Raw genomic sequence first — 23,038 nt, 5'->3', positions numbered from 1 at the left:
CTTCTTCGCCGGCTGCTGGCCGTTGCTCGATGCCTTCGGAGTGTCCTGCACCTTGGGGGCGTCCTGCGCCGAGGACTCACCGGCCGCCGGAGCGCCCGTCTTCCGCGTACTGCGCGACTGACGCTTCGGCTGCTGCCGATTCGCCGGACGCCGGTCGGTCGCGACCGAACCCTCTTCGGCGTCATCGCCCAGGCCCTCGTCGGCCGGCCTACCGGCCTTCAGGTTGTGCTCGCGCTTGCGGGCTTCCATCGCGTCGAACGCCGGAGTGCCGGGGGCCGGGTTGCGGCGGATCACGTAGAACTGCTGCCCCATCGTCCACACGTTGGAGACGAACCAGTAGATGAGCACACCGATCGGGAAGTTGAAGCCACCGATCAGGAAGAACACGGGGAAGACGTAGAGCATGATCTTCTGCATCTGCGCCGCCTGGCCCTCGAGGGCCTCCTTCGGCATGTTCTTGCGCATCAGTTGGAGCTGGGTGATGAACATCGTGGCGGTCATCAGGATGATCAGGATGACCGCGACGACCTTGACGTTGGTCGAGCCGTCGCCGTTCGCCCGGAGGAACGTTTGGGAGATCTCGGCGCCGAAGATCTTCGCGTGCCGGAGGGAGTCGACATGCGGAGCGATAACGCTGGAGAGCGCCTCACCCTTCGATGCTTGGTCGAGCACCCGGAACAGTGCCAGGAAGATCGGCGACTGGAGCAGCAGCGGCAGGCACGAGGAGAACGGGTTGGTGCCCGTCTCCTTGTACAGCTTCATCATTTCCTGACCGAGCTTCTCCCGGTCATGGCCGTACTTCTTCTGCAGCTCCTTCATCTTCGGCTGCAGCAGCTGCATGTTCCGGCTGGAGCGGATCTGCCGCACGAAGAGCGGGATCAGCAGGGTCCGGATGACGATGGTGAGGCCGGCGATCGAGAGCGCCCAGGCCCAGCCACTGTCGGGATCGAACACCTGCGACAGCAGCCAGTGCCATCCCACCAGCAGTGCCGAGACCGCCCAGTACAGCGGCGTCATGACGGCGTTGAAAACGTCTACGATCCCGTCCCACAATGCGAGTTCGGGGATGGCCAGAAGAATCACTCAAGCACCTCGCTGCACAGGCCCGGCGTCGGCTGACGATCCGGGCTGGTTGGCGGAGATCAGATCTCCGCGCTGGTCGACATCTGTGGGTGGAACGGGGTCGTAGCCGCCGGGGTTCCACGGGTGGCAGCGGGCGAGTCTCCTCGCCGCCAGCCAGCTACCGCGCACCGCGCCGTGGCGTTCGACCGCCTCCAGGGCGTAAGCAGAACAGCTGGGATAGAACCGGCACACCTGCCCGTACATCGGGCTGACGAACTTCCGGTACAACTTCAGAAAGCCGATGATCCCGTACTTGACGGGCGCGATCTTCATCGCCCTTCCTTCGGCGGCACAGTCTTCAGCGACTCAGTCTTCGGCGGCACAGTCTTCAGCGACTCAGTCTTCGGCGGCACAGTCTTCAGCGACTCAGTCTTCGGCGGCACAGTCTTCAGCGACTCAGTTTTCGTCGGCGCGGTCTTCGTCGGCACAGTCAGGACCCGCTGCAGCGCGCCGTCCACGTCGGCAGCGAGCTCGTCGTACGACGAGGAGGCCGACGGCGGCAACGCCCGCACCACGGTGAGGCTGCCGGCCGGCAGGCCGGGAAGCTGCGCAGCCATCACGGCACGCAGACGGCGGTGGACGCGGTTCCGCAGAACCGCATTGCCCACCGCCTTGTTCACCACGAATCCGACACGAGCGGGCTCGGCCGAGGAGCCGGGCCCCGGCAACAGATGGACCACCACGGCACGCCGACCGGCACGCCGTCCAGTACGGACGGCGCGGCCGAAGTCGTCGGACCGGCGAAGCCGATTCGACGCGGGTAGCACGAGGTGGTCACTGTCGCCAGCTCACCGGCGTCAGGCCGCGAGGCGCTGGCGACCCTTCGCACGACGCGTTGCGAGGATGGCGCGACCGGCACGGGTGCGCATCCGAAGACGGAAGCCGTGCTTCTTGTGCCGACGACGGTTGTTCGGCTGGAACGTCCGCTTGCTCACTGGAATGACTCCGGTTACTCGAGATCACGTTTGTCGACAAATCCACTGATAGATCTGTCCCTGGTGCAGGTCCTGCCCACCGCTCGAGAAGCCTTCAGTGACGAAGGATGGTCCCGCAGGGAGCGCAGCACGAAACGGCCGGTTCAACACCGACTGATCCACGGTACGTGGCGCCCTGTGGACAGGTCAAACCAGTCATCCCCATACTTTTCCACAAGCCTGTGGATGAAGCGGTCGACGGGGGCCTCGTCACTGCCAGGTCACCGCCGCTACACAGCGCGACACGCGGAGGCGACGCCAACCATGACTACGCTCCGACGTCTACCCGACACGCCGCAGGTTGCCCCCAATTTGAGTCCCATAGCCTGTGGATGACGGCTTGAAGCGGTGTGGGCGGACTTGTTAGCGTCAGTCCCTCACACCAGAGGTCCCACACCCCGAGACCGGTAACCAAGTAGCTCCGCGCTTCGTTCACAACTGTGGACAACGATGTGGACAATGAGGAAACCGGCTGAGGGAGAAAGCAACTGCTACGTGCGGCCGACCGGCGGCACGGGCGGGGTGCCGGGTCGAATGGTCGCGCGGCATCGGGGACGAACCCGGGAGCGCCGGCCACCGCAGCAAAGGATTCGGGGAGCAACGCGTGGTCGAGGACCAGTCCGCCAATGCGGAGAGCAAGGCGGAAGTGAATGATCTGGACGTTGCCTGGACCAGGGTGCTGGCCGGACTACCACCGAACCAGCGAGCCTGGCTGACGAATTCCCGGCCGGTGACGCTGCACGAGAGCACCGCGATCGTCGCCGTCCCGGACGATTTCACCCGCGGCCAGCTGGAGACCCGGCTGCGGCCCGACCTGGAGCGCATCCTCACCGAGAGCTTCGGCCGGGACATCCGGATCGCCGTCACCGTCGACCCGTCGCTCGATCCCGAGCTTCGGGAGCCGGCCCCGCAGCCGCAACCCGTAGTACGGGAGCAGGCACCGGTGATTCACTCGCCGCTGAACCAGCCTCCGAACCAGCCGTTGAGTCAGCCGTTCGGCCAGCCGATCCACCAAGGGCTGCAGGAGCCGACGCATATTCCGCTGCACACCGAGCAGGTCGCGCAGATCTCTCAGCCACCGCTCGGCTCGGTCGCTCCGCCGCCGAACGGCTCGGCCCAGACCCAGACGGCCACCGAGGCGCAGGGCGAGGCGCGGCTCAACCCGAAGTACACCTTCGAGACCTTCGTCATCGGCAGCTCGAACCGGTTCGCGCACGCCGCGGCCGTCGCGGTCGCCGAGGCACCGGGCAAGGCGTACAACCCGCAGTTGATCTACGGCGACTCCGGGCTGGGCAAAACTCACCTGTTGCACGCGATCGGGCATTACGTCCGCAGCCTCTACACCGGGGCCCGCGTCCGGTACGTCTCCAGCGAAGAGTTCACCAACGACTTCATCAACGCGATCCGCGACGACAAAGCCGCGCAGTTCCAGCGCCGGTACCGCGACGTCGACGTGCTGCTGATCGACGACATCCAGTTCCTGGAAGGCAAGATCCAGACCCAGGAAGAGTTCTTCCACACCTTCAACACGCTGCACAACGCGAACAAGCAGATCGTGATCAGCTCCGACCGCGCACCCAAGCGGCTCGAGGCGCTGGAGGACCGGCTGCGGAACAGGTTCGAGTGGGGCCTGATCACCGACATCCAGCCGCCCGACCTCGAGACCCGGATCGCGATCCTGCGCAAGAAGGCCGCCACCGAGCGGCTGACCGCGCCGCCCGAGGTGCTCGAGTTCATCGCGAGCAAGGTGCAGACGAACATCCGTGAACTCGAGGGCGCCCTGATCCGGGTCACCGCGTTCGCCAGCCTGAACCGGCAGCCGGTCGATCTGTCCCTGGCCGAGATCGTGCTCAAGGACCTGATCCCCGAAGGCAGCAAGCCCGAGGTGACGGCCAGCATGATCATGGGCCAGACCGCCTCGTACTTCGGATTGTCGATCGACGATCTGTGTGGTTCGAGCCGGAGCCGGGTGCTCGTGACGGCCCGGCAGATCGCGATGTACCTGTGCCGCGAACTGACCGACCTGTCCCTGCCGAAGATCGGCCAGCAGTTCGGCGGGCGCGACCACACCACCGTGATGCACGCCGAGCGGAAGATCCGTCAGCTGATGTCGGAACGGCGCAGCGTCTTCAACCAGGTCACCGAGTTGACCAACCGGATCAAGCACCAGGCCAAGCAGCAATGAGCGGGCGTGTGACCGGGTCCGGAAGCGTGTACGCCGAGCGCTACGACGCGGTCACACGAACCACACAGGCTGGGGACAGTCCTGTGGATAACTGTGGGTATGTCGGTGGACACTCTCGTCTCGGCTGTGGATTGGCTGTGTGGAGAAAATCCGTCATCACCAGCCGTCCAGAGAAGACCCCGATTTCGTCCACACCTCGTCCTCAGGGCAAAACCGGCCCTGACCTGCGAACTCGCGGCTTTTCCACAGTATCCACACGTGCGAAGAACCCTATGGAATCTCTAGAGAGGTCCCAGTCCACAAAAGGTTCTGGCGCCCCAACCTGGGGAAAACCTCGATTTCGCACCTGGCCGCCGGCCCTCAGGACCCACCTGTCAGGCTGTCCGCACCAGCTGCGAACCAAAGGTGACGCGACCCGCCCGAACCGCCACGTCAAGCCCGGTTGGCGCACATCACATCTGTCCGTGGCAGGATCTGCCTGGCACACAGCCGAAACAGGAGGCACCCAGCGGTGAAGTTTCGCGTCGAGCGCGACGTACTGGCCGAGTCGGTGGCCTGGGCCGCGCGCAGTTTGCCCAGTCGACCCAGCGTCCCGATCCTTGCGGGCCTTCTTGTCGAAGCGGAGGAAGGGCAGATCACCCTGTCCGGCTTCGACTACGAGACTTCCGTCCGTGTCACGGTTCCGGCCCAGGTGGCCGATGCCGGCAAGTGCCTGATCTCCGGCCGGCTCGTCGCCGACATCTCGAAGAGTCTTCCGAATCAGCCCGTGGACATCGCTGTGGACGGCGCGAAGGCGCAACTCACTTGCGGCACCTCGCGGTTCACGCTCCAAACGCTTCCCACAGAGGAATATCCGGCTTTGCCGGACCTTCCGGCGGCCAGCGGCACGGTGCGCAGTGACGTTTTCGCCCAGGCCGTCGCTCAGGTCGTCACCGCCGCGGGTCGCGAAGACACGCTTCCGGTCCTGACCGGCGTACGGGTCGAGATCGAGGGCTCCACGATCTCGCTGCTGGCCACCGACCGGTACCGGCTGGCGATTCGTGAGCTCGAATGGAACCCGCAGAGCCCAGATGCCTCTGCTGCAGCCCTTATCCCGGCCCGGGTGCTTTCGGAAACAGCGAAAGCGATGACCGGAACCGACATCATCGTCTCCCTGGCAGCCCCTGGCAGCGGTGACGGCATCGTCGGCTTCGAGGGCGAGGTGTCCGGTGGCAACCGCCGCGCCACCACCCGGCTGCTCGACGGCGAGTTCCCGAAGGTTCGCGGCATCATCCCGACCGACGCCGCGATCGCGACCCGGGTCCGGATCGACACCGCGACCCTGGTCGAGGCGGTCAAGCGGGTCGCTTTGGTGGCCGAGCGGAACGCGCCGGTCCGGCTGACGTTCTCCGACGACACCGTGACGCTCGACGCCGGCAGCGGTGACGAGGCGCAGGCCTCCGAGTCGATCGAGGCACGGGTGGTTGGCGAGCCGGTTACCGTGGGCTTCAATCCGACGTACCTGCTGGACGGTCTGAACGCGATCGGCACCTCGGTCGCGCACCTGGCCTTCACGCAGGCGACGAAGCCGGCCGAGCTGACCGGCGTCAAGGACTTCGACGGCGACCCGATCACCGAGTTCCGGTACGTGCTGATGCCGGTTCGCCTGAACAGCTGAAGCCAGCGAAAAGCCAACAGAACAAGGGGATTCACGATGGAGCTCGGCCTTGTCGGTCTCGGCAAGATGGGCGGCAACATGCGCGAGCGGATGCGCAAAGCGGGCCTGAACGTGGTCGGCTTCGACCACAACGCGGACCTGTCTGACGCAACCGATCTCGCCGACATGGTGGGCAAGCTGACCGCGACCGATCAGCCGAAGGTCGTCTGGGTGATGGTGCCGGTACAGGCCATCGACCCGGTCCTGACCGAGCTGGCCGGCCTGCTGTCCGAGGGCGACATCGTGATCGACGGCGGCAACAGCCGCTGGACCGACGACATCCGCCGGGCCGAACTGCTGTCCCACCAGGGCATCAAGTTCGTCGACTGCGGGGTCTCCGGTGGAGTCTGGGGTCTCGAGAACGGCTATGCGCTGATGTGCGGCGGAGACGCCGAGACGGTCGGCACGCTGATGCCCATCTTCGAAGCGCTCAAGCCCGAGGGTGAATTCGGGTTCGTGCACGCCGGCCAGGTCGGCGCCGGCCACTTCGCCAAGATGGTTCACAACGGCATCGAGTACGCGATCATGCAGGCGTACGCCGAGGGCTTCGAGCTGCTCGAGGCCGCGGACATCGTCGAGAACGTGCCGGAGGCGTTCGACTCCTGGCGCGAGGGCACGGTGATCCGGTCCTGGTTGCTCGACCTGATGGTCAACGCGCTCAAGGAAGACACCCACCTGGACAAGATCCGCGGGTACGCCGACGACTCGGGCGAAGGCCGCTGGACCGTCGAGGCCGCGATCGACCACGCCGTACCGGTGCCGGCGATCGCCGCGTCGCTGTTCGCGCGGTTCGCCTCCCGGCAGGACGACTCCCCCGCGATGAAGGCGATCGCCGCGATGCGCAACCAGTTCGGCGGTCACGCCGTCAAGGGCGCCTCCGAAGACCCGTCCTACGCGACACCCCCGATCAAGCACTAGCCTCAGGATCCGCCCAGCAGAGGAATTCAGGTGTTTGTCACCGCGCTCGGACTGATCGACTTCCGGTCGTACCAGCAGGTCGAGGTCCAGCTTCAGGCGGGAGTGACGGCTTTCGTCGGCCCGAACGGCCAGGGCAAGACGAATCTGGTCGAGGCGATCCACTACACCGCGACGCTCGGTTCGCACCGGGTGGCGAACGACGCGCCACTCGTGCGGGCCGGCGCTCCGCGGGCGATCGTGCGGACCGAGTTCCGTTCCGACCACGACCGTGATCTGGTCGTCGAGCTGGAAATCAATCCTGGGAGGGCAAATCGGGCCAGGGTGAACCGTTCGCCGGTCCCCCGGCCGCGCGAAGTGCTCGGATTGCTCCGTACGGTGCTTTTTGCGCCCGAGGATCTCGCGTTGGTGAAGGGTGATCCGTCCGAGCGGCGCCGCTTCCTGGACGAGTTGCTCACCCTGCGGACACCCCGGCTGGCCGGCGTCCGGCAGGACTACGACCGGGTGCTGAAGCAGCGCAACTCACTGCTCAAGAGCACCTCGATCGCCCGCCGGCAGAACCGTTCCGGCGGCGCCGTCGAGGCCCAGTTGCGCACCCTCGAGGTGTGGGACGAGCACCTCGTCCGGACCGGTTCGGAGTTACTCGCGGCCAGACTCGACTTGCTGGAATCCCTTCGTCCATTGGTTTCTGGCTCGTACGATGCCGTTGCCCGAGGCAAGGGTGATGCCCGGCTAGAGTACAAGTCGTCCGTTCCGCTGGAGCCGGGAGTCGCCAGCCGGGACCAGCTCGCGGAGGTGTTGCAGGCCGCAGTACGGGATCGCCGTTCGGATGAGCTCGATCGTGGGGTTTCGCTGGTCGGCCCGCACCGCGACGACGTCGTACTCGGACTGGGGGACTTGCCCGCGAAGGGGTATGCGAGTCACGGTGAGTCCTGGTCGTTCGCGCTCGCGTTGCGGCTGGCGTCGTACGAGTTGCTCAGGACGGACGGGGGTGAGCCGGTGCTGATCCTCGACGATGTCTTCGCCGAGCTGGACACGAGTCGCCGCGACCGGCTGGCCGAACTCGTCGCACCCGCCGAACAGGTCCTGGTCACCGCAGCGGTCGGCGCCGACGTACCGGCCGAGTTGAGCGGTGTGCGGTTCGACGTCGGCGAGGGCACGGTACGCCGTGCCTGAGGACCTCCGTCCCGAGCCCGCACCCCGCGCGGAACCCACGCGGGGCGAGCCGGAACGCCAGAATTCCTCTGAGAGCGGCTCCGAGAGCGAGTCCGTCGAAGCGGCTGAGCACGACAAACGCGGCCTCGATCTGGCCAAGACGCTGGCCAGCAGGCTCAAGGGCGCGGGTCCGATCCAGCCTGTCAAGAAGACGCGCCGTCGCCGCCCGACCGGCAATCAGGTCAGCAGCGCACGCGCGGACGATCGCGATCCCCAACTGCTCACGAACACGCTCGGCCGGCTGATGCGCGAGCAGGGCTGGGAGGTCGACGTCGCCGTCCATGGCGTGATGGCCCGCTGGCCGTCGATCGTCGGCCCGGAGATGGCCTCACACTGTCGCCCGGAGAGCTACCAGGACACAGAGCTCACCGTCCGCACCGACTCCACCGCCTGGGCCACACAGGTCCGCCTGCTGGCGCCCGACCTGGTACGCCGTCTGAACGCCGAACTCGGCGACGGCACCGTCACCAGAGTGAAGGTCGAAGGCCCCAACGCCCCCAGCTGGCGCAAAGGCCCGCGTACTGTCCGCGGCGGCCGCGGCCCTCGCGACACCTACGGCTGATCCCTCGGCGGACGGCGCCTGCGCTGGACCCTGACGGTCCTCTAGGATCGGGCGCGATGCGCACGATCGTTGATGGCTTCCGCGAGATGGTCCACCTCATCGCCGACACGTTCCGGCTGTGGTGGCGCAACCTGCTGCCACTGACCACCTGGTTCCTGGCCGGATACCTCGGCTTCCGGGCTTCCATCCAGGCCGCAATCTGGCTGGACGAGCACCAGCATGGGAGCTTGGGTGTCGGGGTCTTCGCCACCGGTGTGCTGATCCAGATCGCGGCAACGGTCGGCATGATCCGGACCTGTGCCACCTCGCTCTACCGTTGGCGTGACGCGGCCAGCAACAAAGCCGAGGAGACCTCCGACCCGACCCAGCAGGGCCTGATGGAGTTGCTGGCTGTCACCTTGCTGCCGTTGGTCGCGGTTTGGTCGGCCTGGGGATTCCTGGACGACCGGATCCAAGAGTTGTCGATCAGCAACATCATCCAGCGTGGCTCCGGACCGGGCGCGAGCTATTTCGAACTGGCTAACGGCGGCTGGCATTCGTACCTGCCGGCCATCGTGATCCTGCTCATACTGCGCCGCGTGCTCGAGGCGATCGACGATCGCTGGCCGAGCCGGCCGGTCAAGTTCGCCCAGGTCTGGGCCGAGGCGTTCTTCCTGCTGATCACGGTCGTCGTCACGCCGTTCGCCGTCGGCGACTTCAGGGACTGGATAGAGAGCCGGAACGTCTGGTACATCTCGGTCGACTGGTGGGGTGGGCTGAAGGACTTCTTCGCGGGGATCCACATCCCGATCCCGGCCGGGATCGAATTCCTCTGGGGCTTCTTCTGGGAGAGCCTCTGGCCGCTGTTCAAGTCCGGCGTGGCCGAGCCGCTGACCTGGCTCGCGATCACCACGGTGGTCTTCGGGCACCGGGTGCTGGCCAGTGGCGGCGTGTTTCGTGGGACCCGGATCGAGCGACGCTTCGGCAGGCAGGTCGTCCCGGCGGACGAGACGCCGAAGCAGAGCAGGCTGGTGACGCTCACCAACCAGGCGCCGAACCTGCTGCTCGGGGGATTGCGGGAGAAGTTCTACCCGACGCTGACCGCGTTCCGGTTGCTGGTCCGGGTCGGTCCGGTATTCCTCGGCGTGGTCTGCATGGTCTACACGTTCTGGAAGCTGGGTGAGGACTGGGCCTTCACGGGCGGTCTGCGGCTGATCGGCGTGCATGGCTCCGACTGGGGCGTGATGAACATGGAGATCACCATGCTGATCCGCGACGTCTTCTTCGAGACGCTGCGGATCGCCTTGCTGGCGGCGGCTTTCGACCTCTGTATCTCGGTCGGCGCCGAACGGCGAGCCGAGGCCGCCGCCGCGAAGCAGCAGGCCGAGCCGCAGTCCGCCCCCGCCGGACCGCCCACTGACTGACGGCCGGTACCGCGGGGGTCAGGTCAGCGGGCCAGCAAGACCCGGCGGTACTCGGACAGGCTCTCGATCTGGAGGCCGGTCAGGTGTGGCACCGCGGACTGCGGCACCACGTAGACCTGTGCGAGGAGACCGGCCTTGTTCCGGCTGAACGGATGGTCGTCGTCGCCGCAGTTCGTCGGCAGGGCAAGGCCGGAGACGCTCTGCTGCCCCCATAGGTTGCCGCGGTCATCGCGAAGGCTGGATGAGCAACTGAAGCCATCGGCGCCCATCTTCAGACCGTCCAGCGGCGTGATCGAGACCTTGGCCAGGATCACTACCGAGCCCTCCGGCTGGTCCAGCGAGATCTTCTTCTTCTCGCCGTCCACCAGTTGGGTGTAGACCTCGAGCGACTCCAGCTTCCACTGCACCCGGCCGATCGTCACCGGTCCCTGCTGGACTACCTCGTTGATCGTTCCCTGCCGGTAGATCGTCTCCTCGTCGCCGAGATGAGTACGCAGCATCAGCACGGCGCTGGTGGCGGCCAGGGCGACCAGCAGCGAGATCTGGGCAATGAGCCGGGCCGCCCGCCGGGGTGGCTTCATGACGCAACCCGCGTGATGCTCTTGGCGATCAGATATTCCGGCGTCGCGGCGTCGATCTGTTGCTGGGCGATCTTCTCGTCCGGCACGCCGAGGTCGATGGCGACGTCTTGGCCCATGACGTTGAACAGTTGGAGGTTGCTGACCTTCAGGGTGAGTCCCTTGAGGTCGGCCGGATTCACCTCGAAGATGATCGAGCCGATCACGCCGAAGCCCGGCGCGGGGAAGTCGATGTCGCTGCCATAGGTTTCGGCGATCGGCAGGTAGACGGTGCCCTTGTCGGTGGTCAGTTGGCCATTCGGGCTGGAGATGTCCTGGGTGCCCTGCACCGTGCCGTACTCAAGTGCGACATAGATCCCGCTCGTCTCGACCGCCTTCTTACCGGTCTCCCCGGTCAGGTAGGCCCGAGCGAACTTCATTCGATGCACGGTGACGGTCGAATCGCCGTACGGAACCGCCTGGCCGATGGTGCCGCGCTTCACCACGCGGTTGTCCTCCTCGAACACCTGGTCCGGTCCGGCGAGGCGGGTCAGCCCGCCGAGCAGGACGAACAAGATGCCGACGAGCACCGTCGCGGGCCGATACAGCTTCATTCGTCGGTCTCCGTCTCGATCGTGGTCGGTACCCGGACCACGGCCACCGCCGTCTCGCTCTGCCAGTACGCCTTGTCCGTCGCGCCGAACAGGCCGCTATCGGACTTGTAGGTCTCGGCGAGTATGCCGATCTCGGTCATGTCCGTGCTGAAGTTGGGCGACACGTCGAACTTCGCGATGCACGTCTCGGCGGGCAGGCCGTAGACGAGGACATAGCCGATCTCGTCCTTGCAGCTCACGCCCGCGGGCTGGACGGGGTCCTTGCCGGCGATCACCCACCTCAGCAGCATGCTGTCGAAGCGGTGGCTAGCGCGTTCCTCCTCGTCGATGTTCTTCAGTTGGAGTTCGACCTCGAGCCGGGACTTCGCCGGGCTGTACTCGGTCTTCGGCGTCCGCCAGATGGTGGCCTTACTGATGCCGACCTCGTACCGGCCCGCCTCGATCGTGACCGGAGCGTCCATCGTGTCGACTTTGCGGCCCTGCTTCTCCTTCCAGCCCCCGGTGAAGAAGATGACCACCGCGAGCACGACGACGAGGGCGAGCGCGATCAGCCACTTCCGGCGGTGCCGGTGGATCACCTTGTCGGCGATCATGGCGTCGATGACGTCGTCGAGACTTTCCACGGCAGCGATCCTAAGGGGCAGCAGGGCCGGTGGTCGCGGGCCGATCCAGTCTCGGTCCGCAGACAGTCAGGGGTGATCCGGCCAGAAGCCACTGAGCGCCATGAGCGCTTTCCGAGCACCCACCCCGCGTGGGGGGACATGGCGAGGAGTCCGAAAAGACGCCCTGTCCGCGATTGGGGGCCCCTCATGGCAGGTTCTGCTTCGGTCGACGGGTAAGATGGAACAGTTGAGAAAGCCGCACCGCTGATGAACACAGTAGGGGCGGCTTCTACTGTGCATCGATGCCCCGTGTACGCGGGGTCCGAGGAGGACAACAGCCGGTGACCGACGAGCCGACCGAGATCGACGAAACAACGTCCGCCGACAGCACCGGTTTCGAAGAAGTACCTCTCAGTGAAATCCAGTCCAGCGCGGTCGAGAAGGAATACGACGCCAGCGCGATCCAGGTCCTCGAAGGCCTGGATGCGGTCCGCAAGCGGCCGGGGATGTACATCGGGTCCACCGGTGAGCGTGGTCTGCACCATCTCGTCACCGAGGTCGTCGACAACGCGGTGGACGAGGCGCTGGCCGGCTTCTGCGACAAGATCGTGGTCACCCTGCTGCCCGATGGCGGCGTCCGCGTCGTCGACAACGGCCGTGGCATCCCCGTCGACATCGTCGAGTCCGAGGGCAAGCCGGCCGTCACTGTCGTCCTGACCGTCCTGCACGCCGGTGGAAAGTTCGGCGGCGGCGGGTACAAGGTGTCCGGTGGCCTGCACGGCGTCGGCGTCTCTGTCGTGAACGCGCTGTCCGACCGGCTCCGGGTGGACGTCAACAAGAACGGCAAGGCCTACACCCAGTCCTTCAGCGTCGGTGTCCCGGACGCGGACCTCGCCGACGTCGGTACGTCGGACTCCAACGGCACCACGATCACCTTCTGGCCGAGCCCGGGCGTCTTCGAGTCGACGACGTTCTCCTTCGAGACGCTGACCACCCGCTTCCGCGAGTACGCGTTCCTGAACAAGGGACTCGAGCTCGTGATCCGCGACGAGCGCCTGGAGCTCACCGAGGACGGTCAGCCGGCCGAGCAGTCGTTCAAGTACGACGACGGCCTGGTCGACTACGTCAAGTACCTGACCGGCATCCGCGAGACCGTGCACCGCGATGTGATCGCCTTCGAGGCGGCCCAGGGCGACAACGCGCTCAGCCTGGAGGTGGCGATGCAGTGGAGCGGCTCGTTCCAGGAGTCGGTGCACACCTTCGCGAACACGATCAACACGCACGAGGGCGGCACCCACGAAGAGGGCTTCCGGGCCGCGCTCACCTCACTGGTCAACTCGTTCGGCGAGGACCAGGGCATGATCAAGAAGAAGGAGGACAGGCTCACCGGCGACGACGTCCGCGAGGGCCTGACCGCGATCATCTCGGTCAAGCTGGGCGAGCCGCAGTTCGAGGGCCAGACGAAGACCAAGCTCGGCAACACCGAGGTGAAGGGCTTCGTCCAGCGGGTCGTGAACGACCGGCTGGGTGCCTGGTTCGAGCAGAACCCGCAGGAAGGTCGCGAGATCATCCGCAAGGCCACCGCGGCCGCGAGTGCCCGGATCGCCGCCCGTAAGGCGCGCGACCTGGCCCGCAACCGCAAGGGCCTGCTGGGTGGCGGCGGTCTGCCGGGCAAGCTGTCCGACTGCCAGTCGACCAACCCGGAGGAGTGCGAGGTCTACATCGTCGAGGGTGACTCGGCCGGTGGCTCCGCCAAGGGTGGCCGCGATCCGAAGTACCAGGCGATCCTGCCGATCCGGGGCAAGATCCTGAACGTCGAGAAGGCGCGGATCGACCGGGTCCTGCAGAACAACGAGGTACTGGCGATCATCTCCGCCCTCGGCACCGGGATTCACGAGGACTTCGACGAGGAGAAGCTGCGCTACCACAAGATCGTGATCATGGCCGACGCCGACGTCGACGGCCAGCACATCCGGACGCTGCTGCTCACGCTGCTGTTCCGCTTCATGCGGCCGCTGATCGAGGGCGGTCACGTGTACGCCGCGCAGCCGCCGCTGTACAAGATCCGCTGGAGCAACCAGGCACCCGAGCTCGCCTACACCGAGCGGGAGAAGGACGGCCTGATCGAGGCCGGCGTCGAGGCAGGCAAGAAACTGCCGAAGGACAACGCGATCCAGCGCTACAAGGGTCTGGGCGAGATGAACGCGCAGGAACTGTGGGAGACCACGATGGACCCGGCCAACCGGGTGCTGCTGCAGATCACCCTGGACGACGCCGCCCGCGCCGACGAGACCTTCGCGACATTGATGGGTGACGACATCGAGGCCCGCCGCAACTTCATCCAGCGCAATGCCAAGGACGTTCGGTTCCTTGATATCTGAGGGTCGCCCGGGTTCTGCCCGGGTGCACTCCTCGCAGCGCCGACCTCACCGACGTACTGACACGAACGGGACGAGCACCAGATGACCGAGACCCCCATTTCTCCGGGACACGACCGGATCGAGCCCCTCGATCTGCAGACGGAGATGCAGCAGTCGTACCTCGACTACGCGATGGCCGTCATCGTCGGCCGCGCGCTGCCCGAGGTCCGTGACGGCCTCAAGCCGGTGCACCGCCGCATCCTCTACGCGATGTACGACGGTGGCTACCGCCCGGATCGCGGCTTCTCCAAGTGCTCACGCGTCGTCGGTGACGTGATGGGTCAGTACCACCCGCACGGCGACTCGGCGATCTACGACACCCTGGTCCGGCTCGCGCAGCCTTGGGTGATGCGTGCCCCGATGATCCAGGGCCAGGGCAACTTCGGTTCGCCGGGTAACGACCCGGCGGCCGCGATGCGGTACACCGAGTGCCGGCTGGCGCCGCTGGCGATGGAGATGGTGCGCGACATCGACCAGGAGACGGTCGACTTCCGCCCCAACTACGACGGCCGCTCGCAGGAGCCGGTGATCCTGCCCAGCCGGTTCCCGAACCTGCTGGTGAACGGCTCGGCCGGGATCGCGGTCGGCATGGCGACGATGATCCCTCCGCACAACCTGCGCGAGGTTGCCGCCGCGGCGCAGTGGTGCCTCGAGCACCCGGACGCCACCCAGGAAGAGGTCCTGGCAGCGTGCATGGAGAACATCAAGGGACCGGACTTCCCGAACGGCGCCCTGATCGTCGGCTACAAGGGCATCGACGACGCCTACCGCACCGGCCGTGGCTCGGTCACGATGCGCGCGGTCGTGGACGTCGAGGAGGACGCCAAGGGCCGGACCAGCCTGGTCGTCAGCCAGCTGCCCTACATGGTCAACCCGGACAACCTGGCGCAGAAGATCGCCGAACTGGTGAACACCGGCAAGATGACCGGCATCGCCGACATCCGCGACGACACCTCGTCCCGGACCGGTCAGCGCCTGGTGATCGTGCTGAAGCGCGACGCCCAGCCGCGGGTCGTGCTGAACAACCTCTACAAGCACACCCAGCTGCAGGACACCTTCGGCTGCAACATGCTCGCGCTGGTCGACGGCGTACCGCGCACGCTCAGCGTGGACCTGTTCATCACGCACTGGATCGACCACCAGATCGAGGTCATTCAGCGGCGGACCCGGTACCGCCTCCGTGAGGCCGAGAAGCAGGCGCACATCTACCGCGGTCTGGTGAAGGCGCTGGACGCGCTGGACGAGGTCATCGCGCTGATCCGCCGCAGCCCGGACGTCGAGGAGGCCCGCGGCGGCCTGATCTCGCTGCTGGAGATCGACGAGATCCAGGCGCAGGCGATCCTGGACATGCAGCTGCGCCGGCTGGCCGCCCTGGAGCGGCAGAAGATCATCGACCGGCTGAACGAGCTCGAGGTCGTCATCGCCGACCTCGAGGACATCCTCGCCGACCCGGTCCGGCAGCGGAACATCGTCCGCGACGAGCTGGCCGAGATCGTCGAGCGGTACGGCGACGAGCGGCGTACCGAGATCATCGCGGCCGATGGCGACCTGTCTGTCCAGGACCTGGTCCCGGACGAGGAAGTGATCGTCACGATCACCCGCGGCGGCTACGCGAAGCGCACCAAGACCGACCTGTACCGCACCCAGAACCGTGGCGGAAAGGGCGTCCGCGGGGCGACCATGCGGGCCGAGGACGAGATCGGGCACTTCTTCGCCACCACGAACCACCACTGGATGCTGTTCTTCACCACCAAGGGCCGGGTCTACCGGGCCAAGGTGTGGCAGCTGCCGGAATCGGCGCGCGACGCCAAGGGCTCGCACGTGGCCGGCCTGCTGTCCTTCCAGCCGGATGAGGAGATCGCGCAGGTTCTGACGCTGCGCGACTACGAGCAGGAGCCGTACCTGCTGCTCGCCACCAAGCGCGGCCTGGTGAAGAAGTCGGCGCTGACCGACTACGACTCGGCCCGGCAGAGCGGCATCATCGCGGTCAACTTCCGCGACGAGGACGACGAGCTGATCGGCGCCGAGCTGGCTTCGGCCGAGGACGACCTGATGCTGGTCTCCCGGAAGGGCCAGTCGATCCGCTTCACCGCGAACGACGAGCAGCTGCGGCCGATGGGCCGGGCCACCTCCGGCGTGACCGGGATGAAGTTCCGACACGGCGACGAGCTGCTGTCGATGGCCGTCATCCAGGCCGGCTCGGAGGAGGACACGCAGTACGTCTTCACCGTGACCGACGCGGGCTACGCCAAGCGCAGCCGCGTATCGGAGTACCGGCAGCAGGGTCGTGGCGGGCTGGGCATCAAGGCGGTCAAGCTGAACGACGAGCGCGGTTCGCTGGTCGGCGCGCTGATCGTCGTCGACGCCGACCAGGTGCTCGCGATCAAGAACAGCGGCCAGGTCGTCCGCAGCCGGGTGGACAGTGTGCCGGTGAAGGGCCGCGACACGATGGGCGTGAAGTTCGCCGGGGTCGGCGAGTCCGATGCCGTCGTCGCGATCGCCCGTAACACCGACCTCGCGGTGAGCGACGAAGAACTCGAAAGCGTCGAGGGTGCGGAAGAAGTTGCCCAGGATGTGGACGGGGCGACAACCGAAACCACCCCTGGGAGCGTCAGCACAGATGACCAGCATTCGACGGACGTCGATGGCGCGGCTACGGTCGAAGATGACGAAGCCGGCCAGGAGGGCACCTGATGACCAACCGCGCGAGGCCGACCTGGCCTGATGGAGCGGACAGCCCCAAGTCCCAGCGGCCGCAGAGCGGCTCCGGGACGGGTCAGTCCACCCCACCGGCCACCCCGGCCTCCCGTAGCAATACGAACGGCAACGGCCAGCAGCCCAGACCCGGTACTGCGAGCGGCCCGCGGCCCGGCGAGACGCGTCAGCAGCCTCGTCCGGGCGGACCGTCGGCGCCGGGTGGGTCCACTGCCCAGCCAGCGCGACCACCGCAGCAGCCGCCGGTCAGACCGGCCGCGGGATCGACACCGTTCGCGGCCGGGTCTGCACCGACCACTCCGCGACCAGCACCCAGTACTCCGGGCCGCCCGGAGCCGCGGCTGCCGGCGAGTGGTGGCCAGCCCGGCGGATCGGCGTACGGGCAGACGGGGAAGTTGGCGACCCCGACCCACACTCCGAACGAGACCTTCGGGGACAAGCTGAACGCGGCCAAGCAGGCCGTGCTCGACCGGGCCAGCGCGCTGAAGGACTCCGCGAAGCAGCCGAAGCAGCCGCAGGCGGCACCGGCCGCTCCGCCGGCACCGCCCGCACTGGCCGCGGAGCCGACGGCCAAGCGCGCGACCCCCGAGCGGGTCGTCCAGCCTGTCGCGAAGCCCTCGGGCCGGCCGCAGACCCGCAAGGCGCGGCTGCGGGTGTCGCGGCTCGATCCGTGGTCGGTGATGAAGACCGCGTTCCTGCTGTCGATCGCGTTCGGCATCGTCACCTGGGTGGCCGTCTTCATCGTCTGGTCCGCGATCGGTGCGGCCGGCGTCTTCGACAACATCAACAACACGGTGCGCGAGGTACTCGGCACCACCGAAGCCGAGCCGTTCGCGATCGAGAACTACATCAACACCGGCAAGGTGATGGGATTCACCACCCTGCTGGCCTGTGCCGACGTGCTGATCATCACCGCGCTGGCGACGCTCGGATCGTTCCTCTACAACATCGCGGCCACCCTGCTGGGCGGCCTCGAAGTGACGTTGGCCTCGGAGGACTGAGGCCGCAGAGCCGGGTTCGGTCGGACCGGAGTACGGCCCGACCGGAACCGGTTTGGGAGACAGGCGCCGAGTGCGGTAATCTCTCCCGGGTTCGACCCCGCGATGCGGGCCTATAGCTCAGTTGGTTAGAGCGCTGCCCTGATAAGGCAGAGGTCACAGGTTCAAATCCTGTTAGGCCCACCCCTGATCGACACCGATCCAAGGAGACCCGATGCTGAAGAAGGTTCTGCTGGTCCTGCTGGCCAGCGTCGGTGGATACTTCGTCTACAAGAAGACCCAGCAGTCCCGCGCCGAGCAGGACCTCTGGGCCGAGGCCGTCGACCCGGTCACCCCGGGCCGCTGAAACACACCCCCACGGGGGCGTAGCTCAACTGGCAGAGCACTGCCTTTGCAAGGCAGGGGTTAGGGGTTCGAGTCCCCTCGTCTCCACCGCAGTATCTCCCCAAGGTCACGGCCACATTTGGAGCCGGACCGCGACAGGCTAGAAGTCTGTTCACGTGTCGGAGCAACGCACGGATCTGCCGATGTGCGCACGGGTTTGATTTGATCAGTGCTCGACGCTCGGCTGTCGGCGGCGAACGGCGAGCATAGCAACGCCAGCAGCCACGGTCGCGGAGCCGCTGCCTACAGCCAGACCGAATCGGTGTTGACCCGCCTGGCGGCATCGGCGTGCGATGTCCTCCCCGTCTGGTGGCGGATCGCCTCCGGGAAAGTTGTCGGCCCCGTTCAGCACTGTGTCGTAGGGCGCGAGGCAGGTGTAATCGTTCCCTCGGCTGGTGCCGTGAATGTCAGGGTTATCGAACGCCAACCAGATAGCCGCGACGGGCAGGGCGATCGCCAGCACCATTAGCAGGCGGCGAACGGCTGGCGATCTGATCACGGCGGGAAGCCTGACACACGCGACCAGGTTGCGCTACCACTAGTGCTCGGACATACCGCGATCCGCGCTTTCGAGGGTCGCAGACCGGGCTGGTTCAGGGTCCAAACGCCCATGCGACCATCAGTGGGAACTCGGCTGCCCAGAAGGGGTCGCCGTGGTTGCCGAGGCGTTCTGTCATCACGACGTCTGCTCCGTCGCGTAGCGCGTCTGCCCAGCGGGTTGCGTTCTCGTGGAAGAACGGTTCTAGGGTGCCGGCGACGAGGTAGGTGCGGGGTAGCGGGCTTGGCATTTCGGCAGGTGGGCGGTAGCCGCCGCCTGGCGAGGCTGAGAAGACTGCCCCGTAGATGTCTGGGTGCCGAAGTCCCAATGCGAGGGAGAGTTCTCCACTCGCTGATACGCCGCACACTGCGGTGCGTTCGGCGGGCAGGGCGATGTCGAAGCGCGATTTCACCCATTGGCGGACGTCCTCGACGAAGAAGCTCTCGTGTGCGGCGAACCGTTCCTCGTCGAACGATGGTGAGTACTCACGGATGCGCACCATCTCATCCGAATCGTCCGTCCGGTGGGCACCGACGATCATCGTGGGCGGTACGTCGGCGGCCTCGAGGTACCCGCCCCACTGCGAGATCAGCTGACCGTCACCGGCGAACACGACTGCCTCGGGTGGATCCAGCGGTACGTACACCGTGACCTGCCGGCCACCGTCGTACTCAAAGGTCTCGGTGACGAGCTCCCCCGCTATCGGGGCGGGGGTTGATTGGTCATCCATGACTCACACCTCGATCTCTCAGCGGTTGCAGCTAACGGTTGTCGCCGCTGCCGCCTAGCATCGCTCGGTTCTGCCGGTCGGCGAGCTTCGCAATGTTGAGTTGGGCAACGTCTTCCAGCGGGACACCGAAGTAGTCCGCGATGACAGCGACGTACCACAGCGTGTCACCGAGTTCCTTGGTCAGATCCTCGATGTCCCACTGAGAGAAGTCGCTGTTCTGGTCGCGCACGATCTTCTCGGCCTTTTCGGCGATCTCACCTGTTTCACCTACCAACCCGAGCAGAAGGTGAAACAACTCGTTGTGCTTCTCCTTCGGTGCAGCGGTGCGAAGGGCTGCCTTCTGATAGTCGTTCAGATCCATGGCGCAACGATATTCTGGTCGGATGCGCTTGGATCTCGCCTGGGGTGACCGGGAGGCCACTTCCGCCGTTCAGACGCGACGGCTTCTTGAGTTCCAGGTCGGTGGACGGCCGTTGTCCGGGGTCACAAGCAAGATCTCATCTCGTGCCTGGGATGGTTCGTGCCCGAGCAGGACGACCTTGCGGCTCGGCGGCTGCTGGGTGAAGTACCACCGGATGTCGACGACCGCGTAGCACTGTATGTCTGCCCAGAGTGCGGCGACGTCATGTGTGGCGCGCTGACCGCTCGCATCACGTACTCCGAGCGCGAAGTGGTCTGGTCGGACTTCGCCTTCTCCTGGTTCGACTCCGAAACTGAGCGGTGGCAGCACGACCCCGCGGACTTGGTGGAGTACCGCTTCGACGCTGACGCCTACCGCCACACGATCACCGAACGACCCACCGACGCCACAGCAAAAACCTGGACTGATTCGGCGTAGCGCAAAAAGAATGGTTTAACCACTGAACCCTGGGGTTTGCGGAGATTCTTCGTGCGCGCCCCCGACGGCAATCTGATCAACGTCAACAACCACAAGGACGACTAGTCCTACAGCCGGAGTTCGTGATGTTCAGCGTGCGGTCGTCGCATTGGGCCGGACCGCAGCCACTCACAAACCTCGGCTGATCGCACCCGGCCAGGCGTGCACAGGCATCCACCCGGGTGGAAACGGGAGGTTTGTGAGTGGCGGAGGTCCGGCTCGCTACTGGGGTTTGGTGGAGAAGGTGTGGAAGCCTCGGCGTTGGTAGTTGTTGAGGGCGTGGGCGTGGTCTTCGGAGGAGGTTTGGAGCCAGACTCGCTTGGTTGGGGTGCCGATTTTCCAGGCCTTCTGGGTTGCGCTGGTCAGGAAGGCGGCGCCCAGGCCCTTGCCCTGGTACTCCGGTACGAGGCCGAAGACCACGATTCCGACGTCACCCTTGGTGCCGCGTTCCAGTTCGACGAAGCCGGCGGTGTTGCCCTCCACGCGGGCTAGCCAGGTTCGGATGGCCGGGTGGGACAGTTCGGCCCCCCACTCCTCGTCGCTCCACTCCATCCGGCCGTGGGCCCTGAGTGGTGCCCAGATCCGGACGTAGGTCGAGCGGACTACGGCGGCCGACTCCGCGCCGACCTCGGTCAGCTCCACCGGTACCGGTGGCGTCTCGCCCGGGACGAGTTGGTCCAGAGAGGTCATTTCCAGGCACGTGATCACCTCGGTCGCCTCCGAGCCTTGTCGGTCGATCGTGTCCCCAGATGTGAACTGAAGTCTGGCCGGGACCTGGGTGCGGGGCAAGAGGCACGGGGCCGTGCCTGTCGCGTTGCCCTCTACGGACAATGTGGTTGCTCGCCAGGTGCGGAAAGTTGAGACCGTGGCGGTTCAGTGCTCGCCACGATCACCGGGTCGGCCGGATAGTCCAATCCGTTGCCCGAGGCTACAAATCTTTTGTTGCCTGATGCATCGATTGTGGTACGGATTGTCACGAGGAACTCACTGTTTGTTTGCGGGTGCGTGCAGATGTCCTGACTGACCTAGCGGTCGCCTGTGTGGACGCCGGAGTCTCTGTGGAGGAAGACATCGGGCAAACCACTGACGGCGTCATCGCGCGGGCACCCACCGGTACTGCGTGAGTCGGTCGACCACGGAGGTTCCGGACGAGTGCTCGAGACCTATCGCGGCATCCCGCACCTGCTGGACACCTGGGTTGTGCTGACCGGGATGGCGATTCCGATCGCCATCTCGTCGATCCGCCGGCCGGGTGACGTGGTTCCCCGGGTCGCCTCCCTGCTGATGCCCGCAGCCTTCGCGCTGATCCTCGCCGCCACGCTCAGCCCGACCGCGCACCGGCTCCCCGGTGTCGGCAGTTGCGGCACGCACCTGACCACGACGGGTGGTCTCACCTCGATGCAGGGCCTGCTCAACGTCCTGCTCTTCATCCCCCTCGCCGGCCTGCTGACCCTGGCGACTGGCCGGCCAGCCGACGGGATCGCGGCCGGCATCGGAATGTCCGCCGCAGTCGAGGCGGTCCAGGCGCTGATACCGCCGCTCGGCCGCTCGTGTCAGCTGCACGACCTGATCGCGAACACGCTCGGCGCCTTCGCCGGTGTCGGCCTGGCCGCGGCTCTGCAGGTCGCGCTGCGGGTGGCCACCCGTCCGATCACGCTGACGAATCCCGGGTACGTCGTGGAGCACGGCGCGCTACTCGTGACTCGTGGGCGCCCAGCGGCGAGGCATCGCCGGGGTGAGCTGGCGCCGGTGCTGGCCAAGGCCCGCCCGGTCGCCGCCCGGGCGCGGTGAGGAGCCTGGATGGTTTTCCACAGGTTGTGGATGAACCGGGGGATGACCGGTCATAACCCTGCAGATATCCACAGGCACGGCCCGGGTCAGGGCCGCACATCCAGGCCCAGCGACGTGGTGATGACGATGGCCTGGGGCAGATCGACGATGGCGTTCTTGAGCTCGACCGTCAGCGGGTCGACGGTCGACAGGTCGGAGCCGCGCAGGTCCGCACCACTGAGGTCCGCGTGATGCAGCCACGCTCCGGACAGGTCCAGATCGCGCAGTACGGCCTTGCTCGCGCGCAGGCCGGTCAGGTCGGCCTCCCGCAGTTTCGTGCCGGTCAGCTCGACTCCGCGCAGGTCCGCGCCGGGCAGGCCGACGAACGACCAGTCGCCGCCCTCGACCTTCATCAGGTTGTAGGTGCAGTCGTCGAACATGCTGCCCATCAGCTTGCACCGGGTGAAGGTGCTGTCGAAGAACGAGCACCGGACGAAGGTGCAGTTCACGAAGGCCGCCTCGGTGTGCGTCGACGCGTTGAACCGGACTCCCCGGAAGGTGCATTCCTCGAACACCCCGCGCTCGTTGTTCACCTCGGTCAGGTCGGAGTCGATGAACAGCACCCGGGTATAGGTCTGTCCCGACGGGTCGGCATCGTCCCAGTCGCGAATCGTCGACTCGGTCTTCGGTGCGGGCTGGCCACCTTTGCGATCTGCCACGGCACTCCCTTCGCGTTAGTCCGCAGTTTGCCTGCTGCCACC

General features: G+C 66.3%; 23 protein-coding genes, 2 tRNA genes and 1 pseudogene. 15 read left to right on the top strand and 11 right to left on the bottom strand.

All coding sequences use genetic code 11. From position 1 onward, the window contains the following. Positions 1 to 96: 96 nt before the first annotated feature. The 4 genes and pseudogenes from yidC to rpmH all read right to left on the bottom strand — a co-directional run. Positions 97 to 1,080 (bottom strand): annotated as a pseudogene (gene yidC, locus A3ES_RS0110315) (membrane protein insertase YidC); the annotation flags it as partial. A gap of 3 nt (positions 1,081 to 1,083) precedes the next feature. Next, the gene (gene yidD / locus A3ES_RS0110310; RefSeq protein ID WP_020386723.1) at positions 1,084 to 1,395 is read right to left on the bottom strand and encodes a membrane protein insertion efficiency factor YidD; all 312 of its coding nucleotides are present in this window, start codon (positions 1,393 to 1,395) and stop codon (positions 1,084 to 1,086) included. After that, positions 1,392 to 1,889, bottom strand: a complete 498-nt coding sequence (gene rnpA, locus A3ES_RS56925) for a ribonuclease P protein component (RefSeq protein ID WP_020386722.1) — start codon at positions 1,887 to 1,889, stop codon at positions 1,392 to 1,394. Before rnpA ends, yidD begins: the two co-directional genes overlap by 4 nt. 30 nt (positions 1,890 to 1,919) lie before the next feature. Continuing rightward, positions 1,920 to 2,057, bottom strand: coding sequence for a 50S ribosomal protein L34 (rpmH, locus tag A3ES_RS52470; RefSeq protein ID WP_083933330.1), 138 nt, complete (start codon positions 2,055 to 2,057; stop codon positions 1,920 to 1,922). Between the two features lie 643 nt (positions 2,058 to 2,700). On the opposite strand from rpmH, the gene dnaA reads away from it, so the two are divergent. The 6 genes from dnaA to A3ES_RS0110275 all read left to right on the top strand — a co-directional run bounded on the left by dnaA (position 2,701) and on the right by A3ES_RS0110275 (position 10,072). Next, a complete protein-coding gene (gene dnaA, locus A3ES_RS0110300) occupies positions 2,701 to 4,281 on the top strand; it encodes a chromosomal replication initiator protein DnaA (RefSeq protein WP_020386721.1) in 1,581 nt (526 codons plus the stop codon). A 511-nt stretch (positions 4,282 to 4,792) separates the two neighbouring features. After that, a complete protein-coding gene (gene dnaN / locus A3ES_RS0110295) occupies positions 4,793 to 5,938 on the top strand; it encodes a DNA polymerase III subunit beta (RefSeq protein ID WP_020386720.1) in 1,146 nt (381 codons plus the stop codon). Positions 5,939 to 5,974: 36 nt separating this feature from the next. Then, entirely contained in the window at positions 5,975 to 6,895 is a 921-nt protein-coding gene (gene gnd / locus A3ES_RS0110290; protein WP_020386719.1) for a phosphogluconate dehydrogenase (NAD(+)-dependent, decarboxylating), read from the top strand. Positions 6,896 to 6,925: 30 nt separating this feature from the next. Next, positions 6,926 to 8,068 (top strand): DNA replication/repair protein RecF, encoded by a 1,143-nt coding sequence (recF, locus tag A3ES_RS0110285; RefSeq protein WP_020386718.1) that lies wholly within the window; start codon positions 6,926 to 6,928, stop codon positions 8,066 to 8,068. Then, a complete protein-coding gene (locus A3ES_RS0110280) occupies positions 8,061 to 8,669 on the top strand; it encodes a DciA family protein (protein ID WP_020386717.1) in 609 nt (202 codons plus the stop codon). The genes recF and A3ES_RS0110280 overlap by 8 nt, the downstream gene beginning before the upstream one ends. Positions 8,670 to 8,725: 56 nt before the next feature. Then, positions 8,726 to 10,072, top strand: coding sequence for a hypothetical protein (locus tag A3ES_RS0110275; RefSeq protein WP_020386716.1), 1,347 nt, complete (start codon positions 8,726 to 8,728; stop codon positions 10,070 to 10,072). A 23-nt stretch (positions 10,073 to 10,095) separates the two neighbouring features. Here A3ES_RS0110275 and A3ES_RS0110270 read toward each other — a convergent pair whose 3' ends face one another. From A3ES_RS0110270 to A3ES_RS0110260, 3 genes are read right to left on the bottom strand one after another with little or no spacing between them, the layout of a single operon-like run. After that, positions 10,096 to 10,653: a hypothetical protein gene (locus A3ES_RS0110270; protein WP_020386715.1), complete on the bottom strand. Its 558-nt coding sequence runs from the start codon at positions 10,651 to 10,653 to the stop codon at positions 10,096 to 10,098. Beyond that, a complete protein-coding gene (locus tag A3ES_RS0110265; protein ID WP_020386714.1) occupies positions 10,650 to 11,243 on the bottom strand; it encodes a hypothetical protein in 594 nt (197 codons plus the stop codon). The genes A3ES_RS0110270 and A3ES_RS0110265 overlap by 4 nt, the downstream gene beginning before the upstream one ends. Next, entirely contained in the window at positions 11,240 to 11,866 is a 627-nt protein-coding gene (locus A3ES_RS0110260; RefSeq protein WP_020386713.1) for a hypothetical protein, read from the bottom strand. The genes A3ES_RS0110265 and A3ES_RS0110260 overlap by 4 nt, the downstream gene beginning before the upstream one ends. A gap of 281 nt (positions 11,867 to 12,147) precedes the next feature. Here A3ES_RS0110260 and gyrB point away from each other — a divergent pair, with 281 nt between their 5' ends. From gyrB to A3ES_RS0110230, 6 genes are all read left to right on the top strand, one after another. Continuing rightward, entirely contained in the window at positions 12,148 to 14,226 is a 2,079-nt protein-coding gene (gyrB, locus tag A3ES_RS0110255) for a DNA topoisomerase (ATP-hydrolyzing) subunit B (protein WP_420323131.1), read from the top strand. Positions 14,227 to 14,307: 81 nt separating this feature from the next. Further along, positions 14,308 to 16,959: a DNA gyrase subunit A gene (gyrA, locus tag A3ES_RS0110250; protein ID WP_020386711.1), complete on the top strand. Its 2,652-nt coding sequence runs from the start codon at positions 14,308 to 14,310 to the stop codon at positions 16,957 to 16,959. Next, positions 16,959 to 17,981 carry a DUF3566 domain-containing protein gene (locus A3ES_RS53425; RefSeq protein ID WP_085955553.1) on the top strand — a complete coding sequence of 341 codons (1,023 nt, stop codon included), beginning with the start codon at positions 16,959 to 16,961 and terminating at the stop codon, positions 17,979 to 17,981. Before gyrA ends, A3ES_RS53425 begins: the two co-directional genes overlap by 1 nt. A gap of 106 nt (positions 17,982 to 18,087) precedes the next feature. After that, positions 18,088 to 18,161, top strand: a tRNA-Ile gene (locus A3ES_RS0110240). A gap of 31 nt (positions 18,162 to 18,192) precedes the next feature. Beyond that, a complete protein-coding gene (locus tag A3ES_RS55995) occupies positions 18,193 to 18,324 on the top strand; it encodes a DLW-39 family protein (protein ID WP_020386709.1) in 132 nt (43 codons plus the stop codon). Between the two features lie 13 nt (positions 18,325 to 18,337). Further along, positions 18,338 to 18,410, top strand: a tRNA-Ala gene (locus A3ES_RS0110230). Positions 18,411 to 18,955: 545 nt separating this feature from the next. Here A3ES_RS0110230 and A3ES_RS0110220 read toward each other — a convergent pair. Together A3ES_RS0110220 and A3ES_RS0110215 are read right to left on the bottom strand one after the other, a co-directional pair. Beyond that, positions 18,956 to 19,630 carry an alpha/beta hydrolase gene (locus tag A3ES_RS0110220; protein WP_020386707.1) on the bottom strand — a complete coding sequence of 225 codons (675 nt, stop codon included), beginning with the start codon at positions 19,628 to 19,630 and terminating at the stop codon, positions 18,956 to 18,958. A 31-nt stretch (positions 19,631 to 19,661) separates the two neighbouring features. Further along, positions 19,662 to 19,991, bottom strand: coding sequence for a nucleoside triphosphate pyrophosphohydrolase family protein (locus A3ES_RS0110215; RefSeq protein WP_020386706.1), 330 nt, complete (start codon positions 19,989 to 19,991; stop codon positions 19,662 to 19,664). 159 nt (positions 19,992 to 20,150) lie between these two features. On the opposite strand from A3ES_RS0110215, the gene A3ES_RS51160 reads away from it, so the two are divergent. Beyond that, the gene (locus A3ES_RS51160) at positions 20,151 to 20,468 is read left to right on the top strand and encodes a hypothetical protein (protein ID WP_020386705.1); all 318 of its coding nucleotides are present in this window, start codon (positions 20,151 to 20,153) and stop codon (positions 20,466 to 20,468) included. A 261-nt stretch (positions 20,469 to 20,729) separates the two neighbouring features. Here the strand turns inward: A3ES_RS51160 and A3ES_RS0110205 are convergent, their stop codons facing one another. Next, complete coding sequence (locus A3ES_RS0110205) at positions 20,730 to 21,197, bottom strand: GNAT family N-acetyltransferase (protein WP_020386704.1); 468 nt, start codon at positions 21,195 to 21,197, stop codon at positions 20,730 to 20,732. 311 nt (positions 21,198 to 21,508) lie between these two features. Here A3ES_RS0110205 and A3ES_RS56705 point away from each other — a divergent pair, with 311 nt between their 5' ends. Next, a complete protein-coding gene (locus A3ES_RS56705; RefSeq protein WP_272944608.1) occupies positions 21,509 to 21,631 on the top strand; it encodes a hypothetical protein in 123 nt (40 codons plus the stop codon). Positions 21,632 to 21,659: 28 nt separating this feature from the next. Beyond that, on the top strand, positions 21,660 to 22,298 hold the full coding sequence (locus tag A3ES_RS51155) for a VanZ family protein (protein ID WP_020386703.1): 639 nt from the start codon (positions 21,660 to 21,662) through the stop codon (positions 22,296 to 22,298). An 86-nt stretch (positions 22,299 to 22,384) separates the two neighbouring features. Here the strand turns inward: A3ES_RS51155 and A3ES_RS0110195 are convergent, their stop codons facing one another. Further along, positions 22,385 to 22,996: a pentapeptide repeat-containing protein gene (locus A3ES_RS0110195; RefSeq protein WP_020386702.1), complete on the bottom strand. Its 612-nt coding sequence runs from the start codon at positions 22,994 to 22,996 to the stop codon at positions 22,385 to 22,387. Positions 22,997 to 23,038 lie beyond the last annotated feature (42 nt).

Source organism: Kribbella catacumbae DSM 19601 (genome assembly GCF_000372465.1).
GTDB classification, from domain to species: domain Bacteria; phylum Actinomycetota; class Actinomycetes; order Propionibacteriales; family Kribbellaceae; genus Kribbella; species Kribbella catacumbae.
This window is presented reverse-complemented; position numbering and strand designations above follow the sequence as displayed.

Coding starts and splice junctions, on each gene's coding strand:
- A3ES_RS0110215 (WP_020386706.1), bottom strand. CDS start 19,991: ATGGATCTGAACGACTATCAGAAGGCAGCCCTTCGCACCGCTGCACCG.
- A3ES_RS0110270 (WP_020386715.1), bottom strand. CDS start 10,653: ATGAAGCCACCCCGGCGGGCGGCCCGGCTCATTGCCCAGATCTCGCTG.
- A3ES_RS0110205 (WP_020386704.1), bottom strand. CDS start 21,197: ATGACCTCTCTGGACCAACTCGTCCCGGGCGAGACGCCACCGGTACCG.
- gyrA (WP_020386711.1), top strand. CDS start 14,308: ATGACCGAGACCCCCATTTCTCCGGGACACGACCGGATCGAGCCCCTC.
- A3ES_RS0110220 (WP_020386707.1), bottom strand. CDS start 19,630: ATGGATGACCAATCAACCCCCGCCCCGATAGCGGGGGAGCTCGTCACC.
- gnd (WP_020386719.1), top strand. CDS start 5,975: ATGGAGCTCGGCCTTGTCGGTCTCGGCAAGATGGGCGGCAACATGCGC.
- A3ES_RS53425 (WP_085955553.1), top strand. CDS start 16,959: ATGACCAACCGCGCGAGGCCGACCTGGCCTGATGGAGCGGACAGCCCC.
- A3ES_RS0110275 (WP_020386716.1), top strand. CDS start 8,726: ATGCGCACGATCGTTGATGGCTTCCGCGAGATGGTCCACCTCATCGCC.
- gyrB (WP_420323131.1), top strand. CDS start 12,148: ATGCCCCGTGTACGCGGGGTCCGAGGAGGACAACAGCCGGTGACCGAC.
- yidD (WP_020386723.1), bottom strand. CDS start 1,395: ATGAAGATCGCGCCCGTCAAGTACGGGATCATCGGCTTTCTGAAGTTG.
- A3ES_RS55995 (WP_020386709.1), top strand. CDS start 18,193: ATGCTGAAGAAGGTTCTGCTGGTCCTGCTGGCCAGCGTCGGTGGATAC.
- A3ES_RS0110265 (WP_020386714.1), bottom strand. CDS start 11,243: ATGAAGCTGTATCGGCCCGCGACGGTGCTCGTCGGCATCTTGTTCGTC.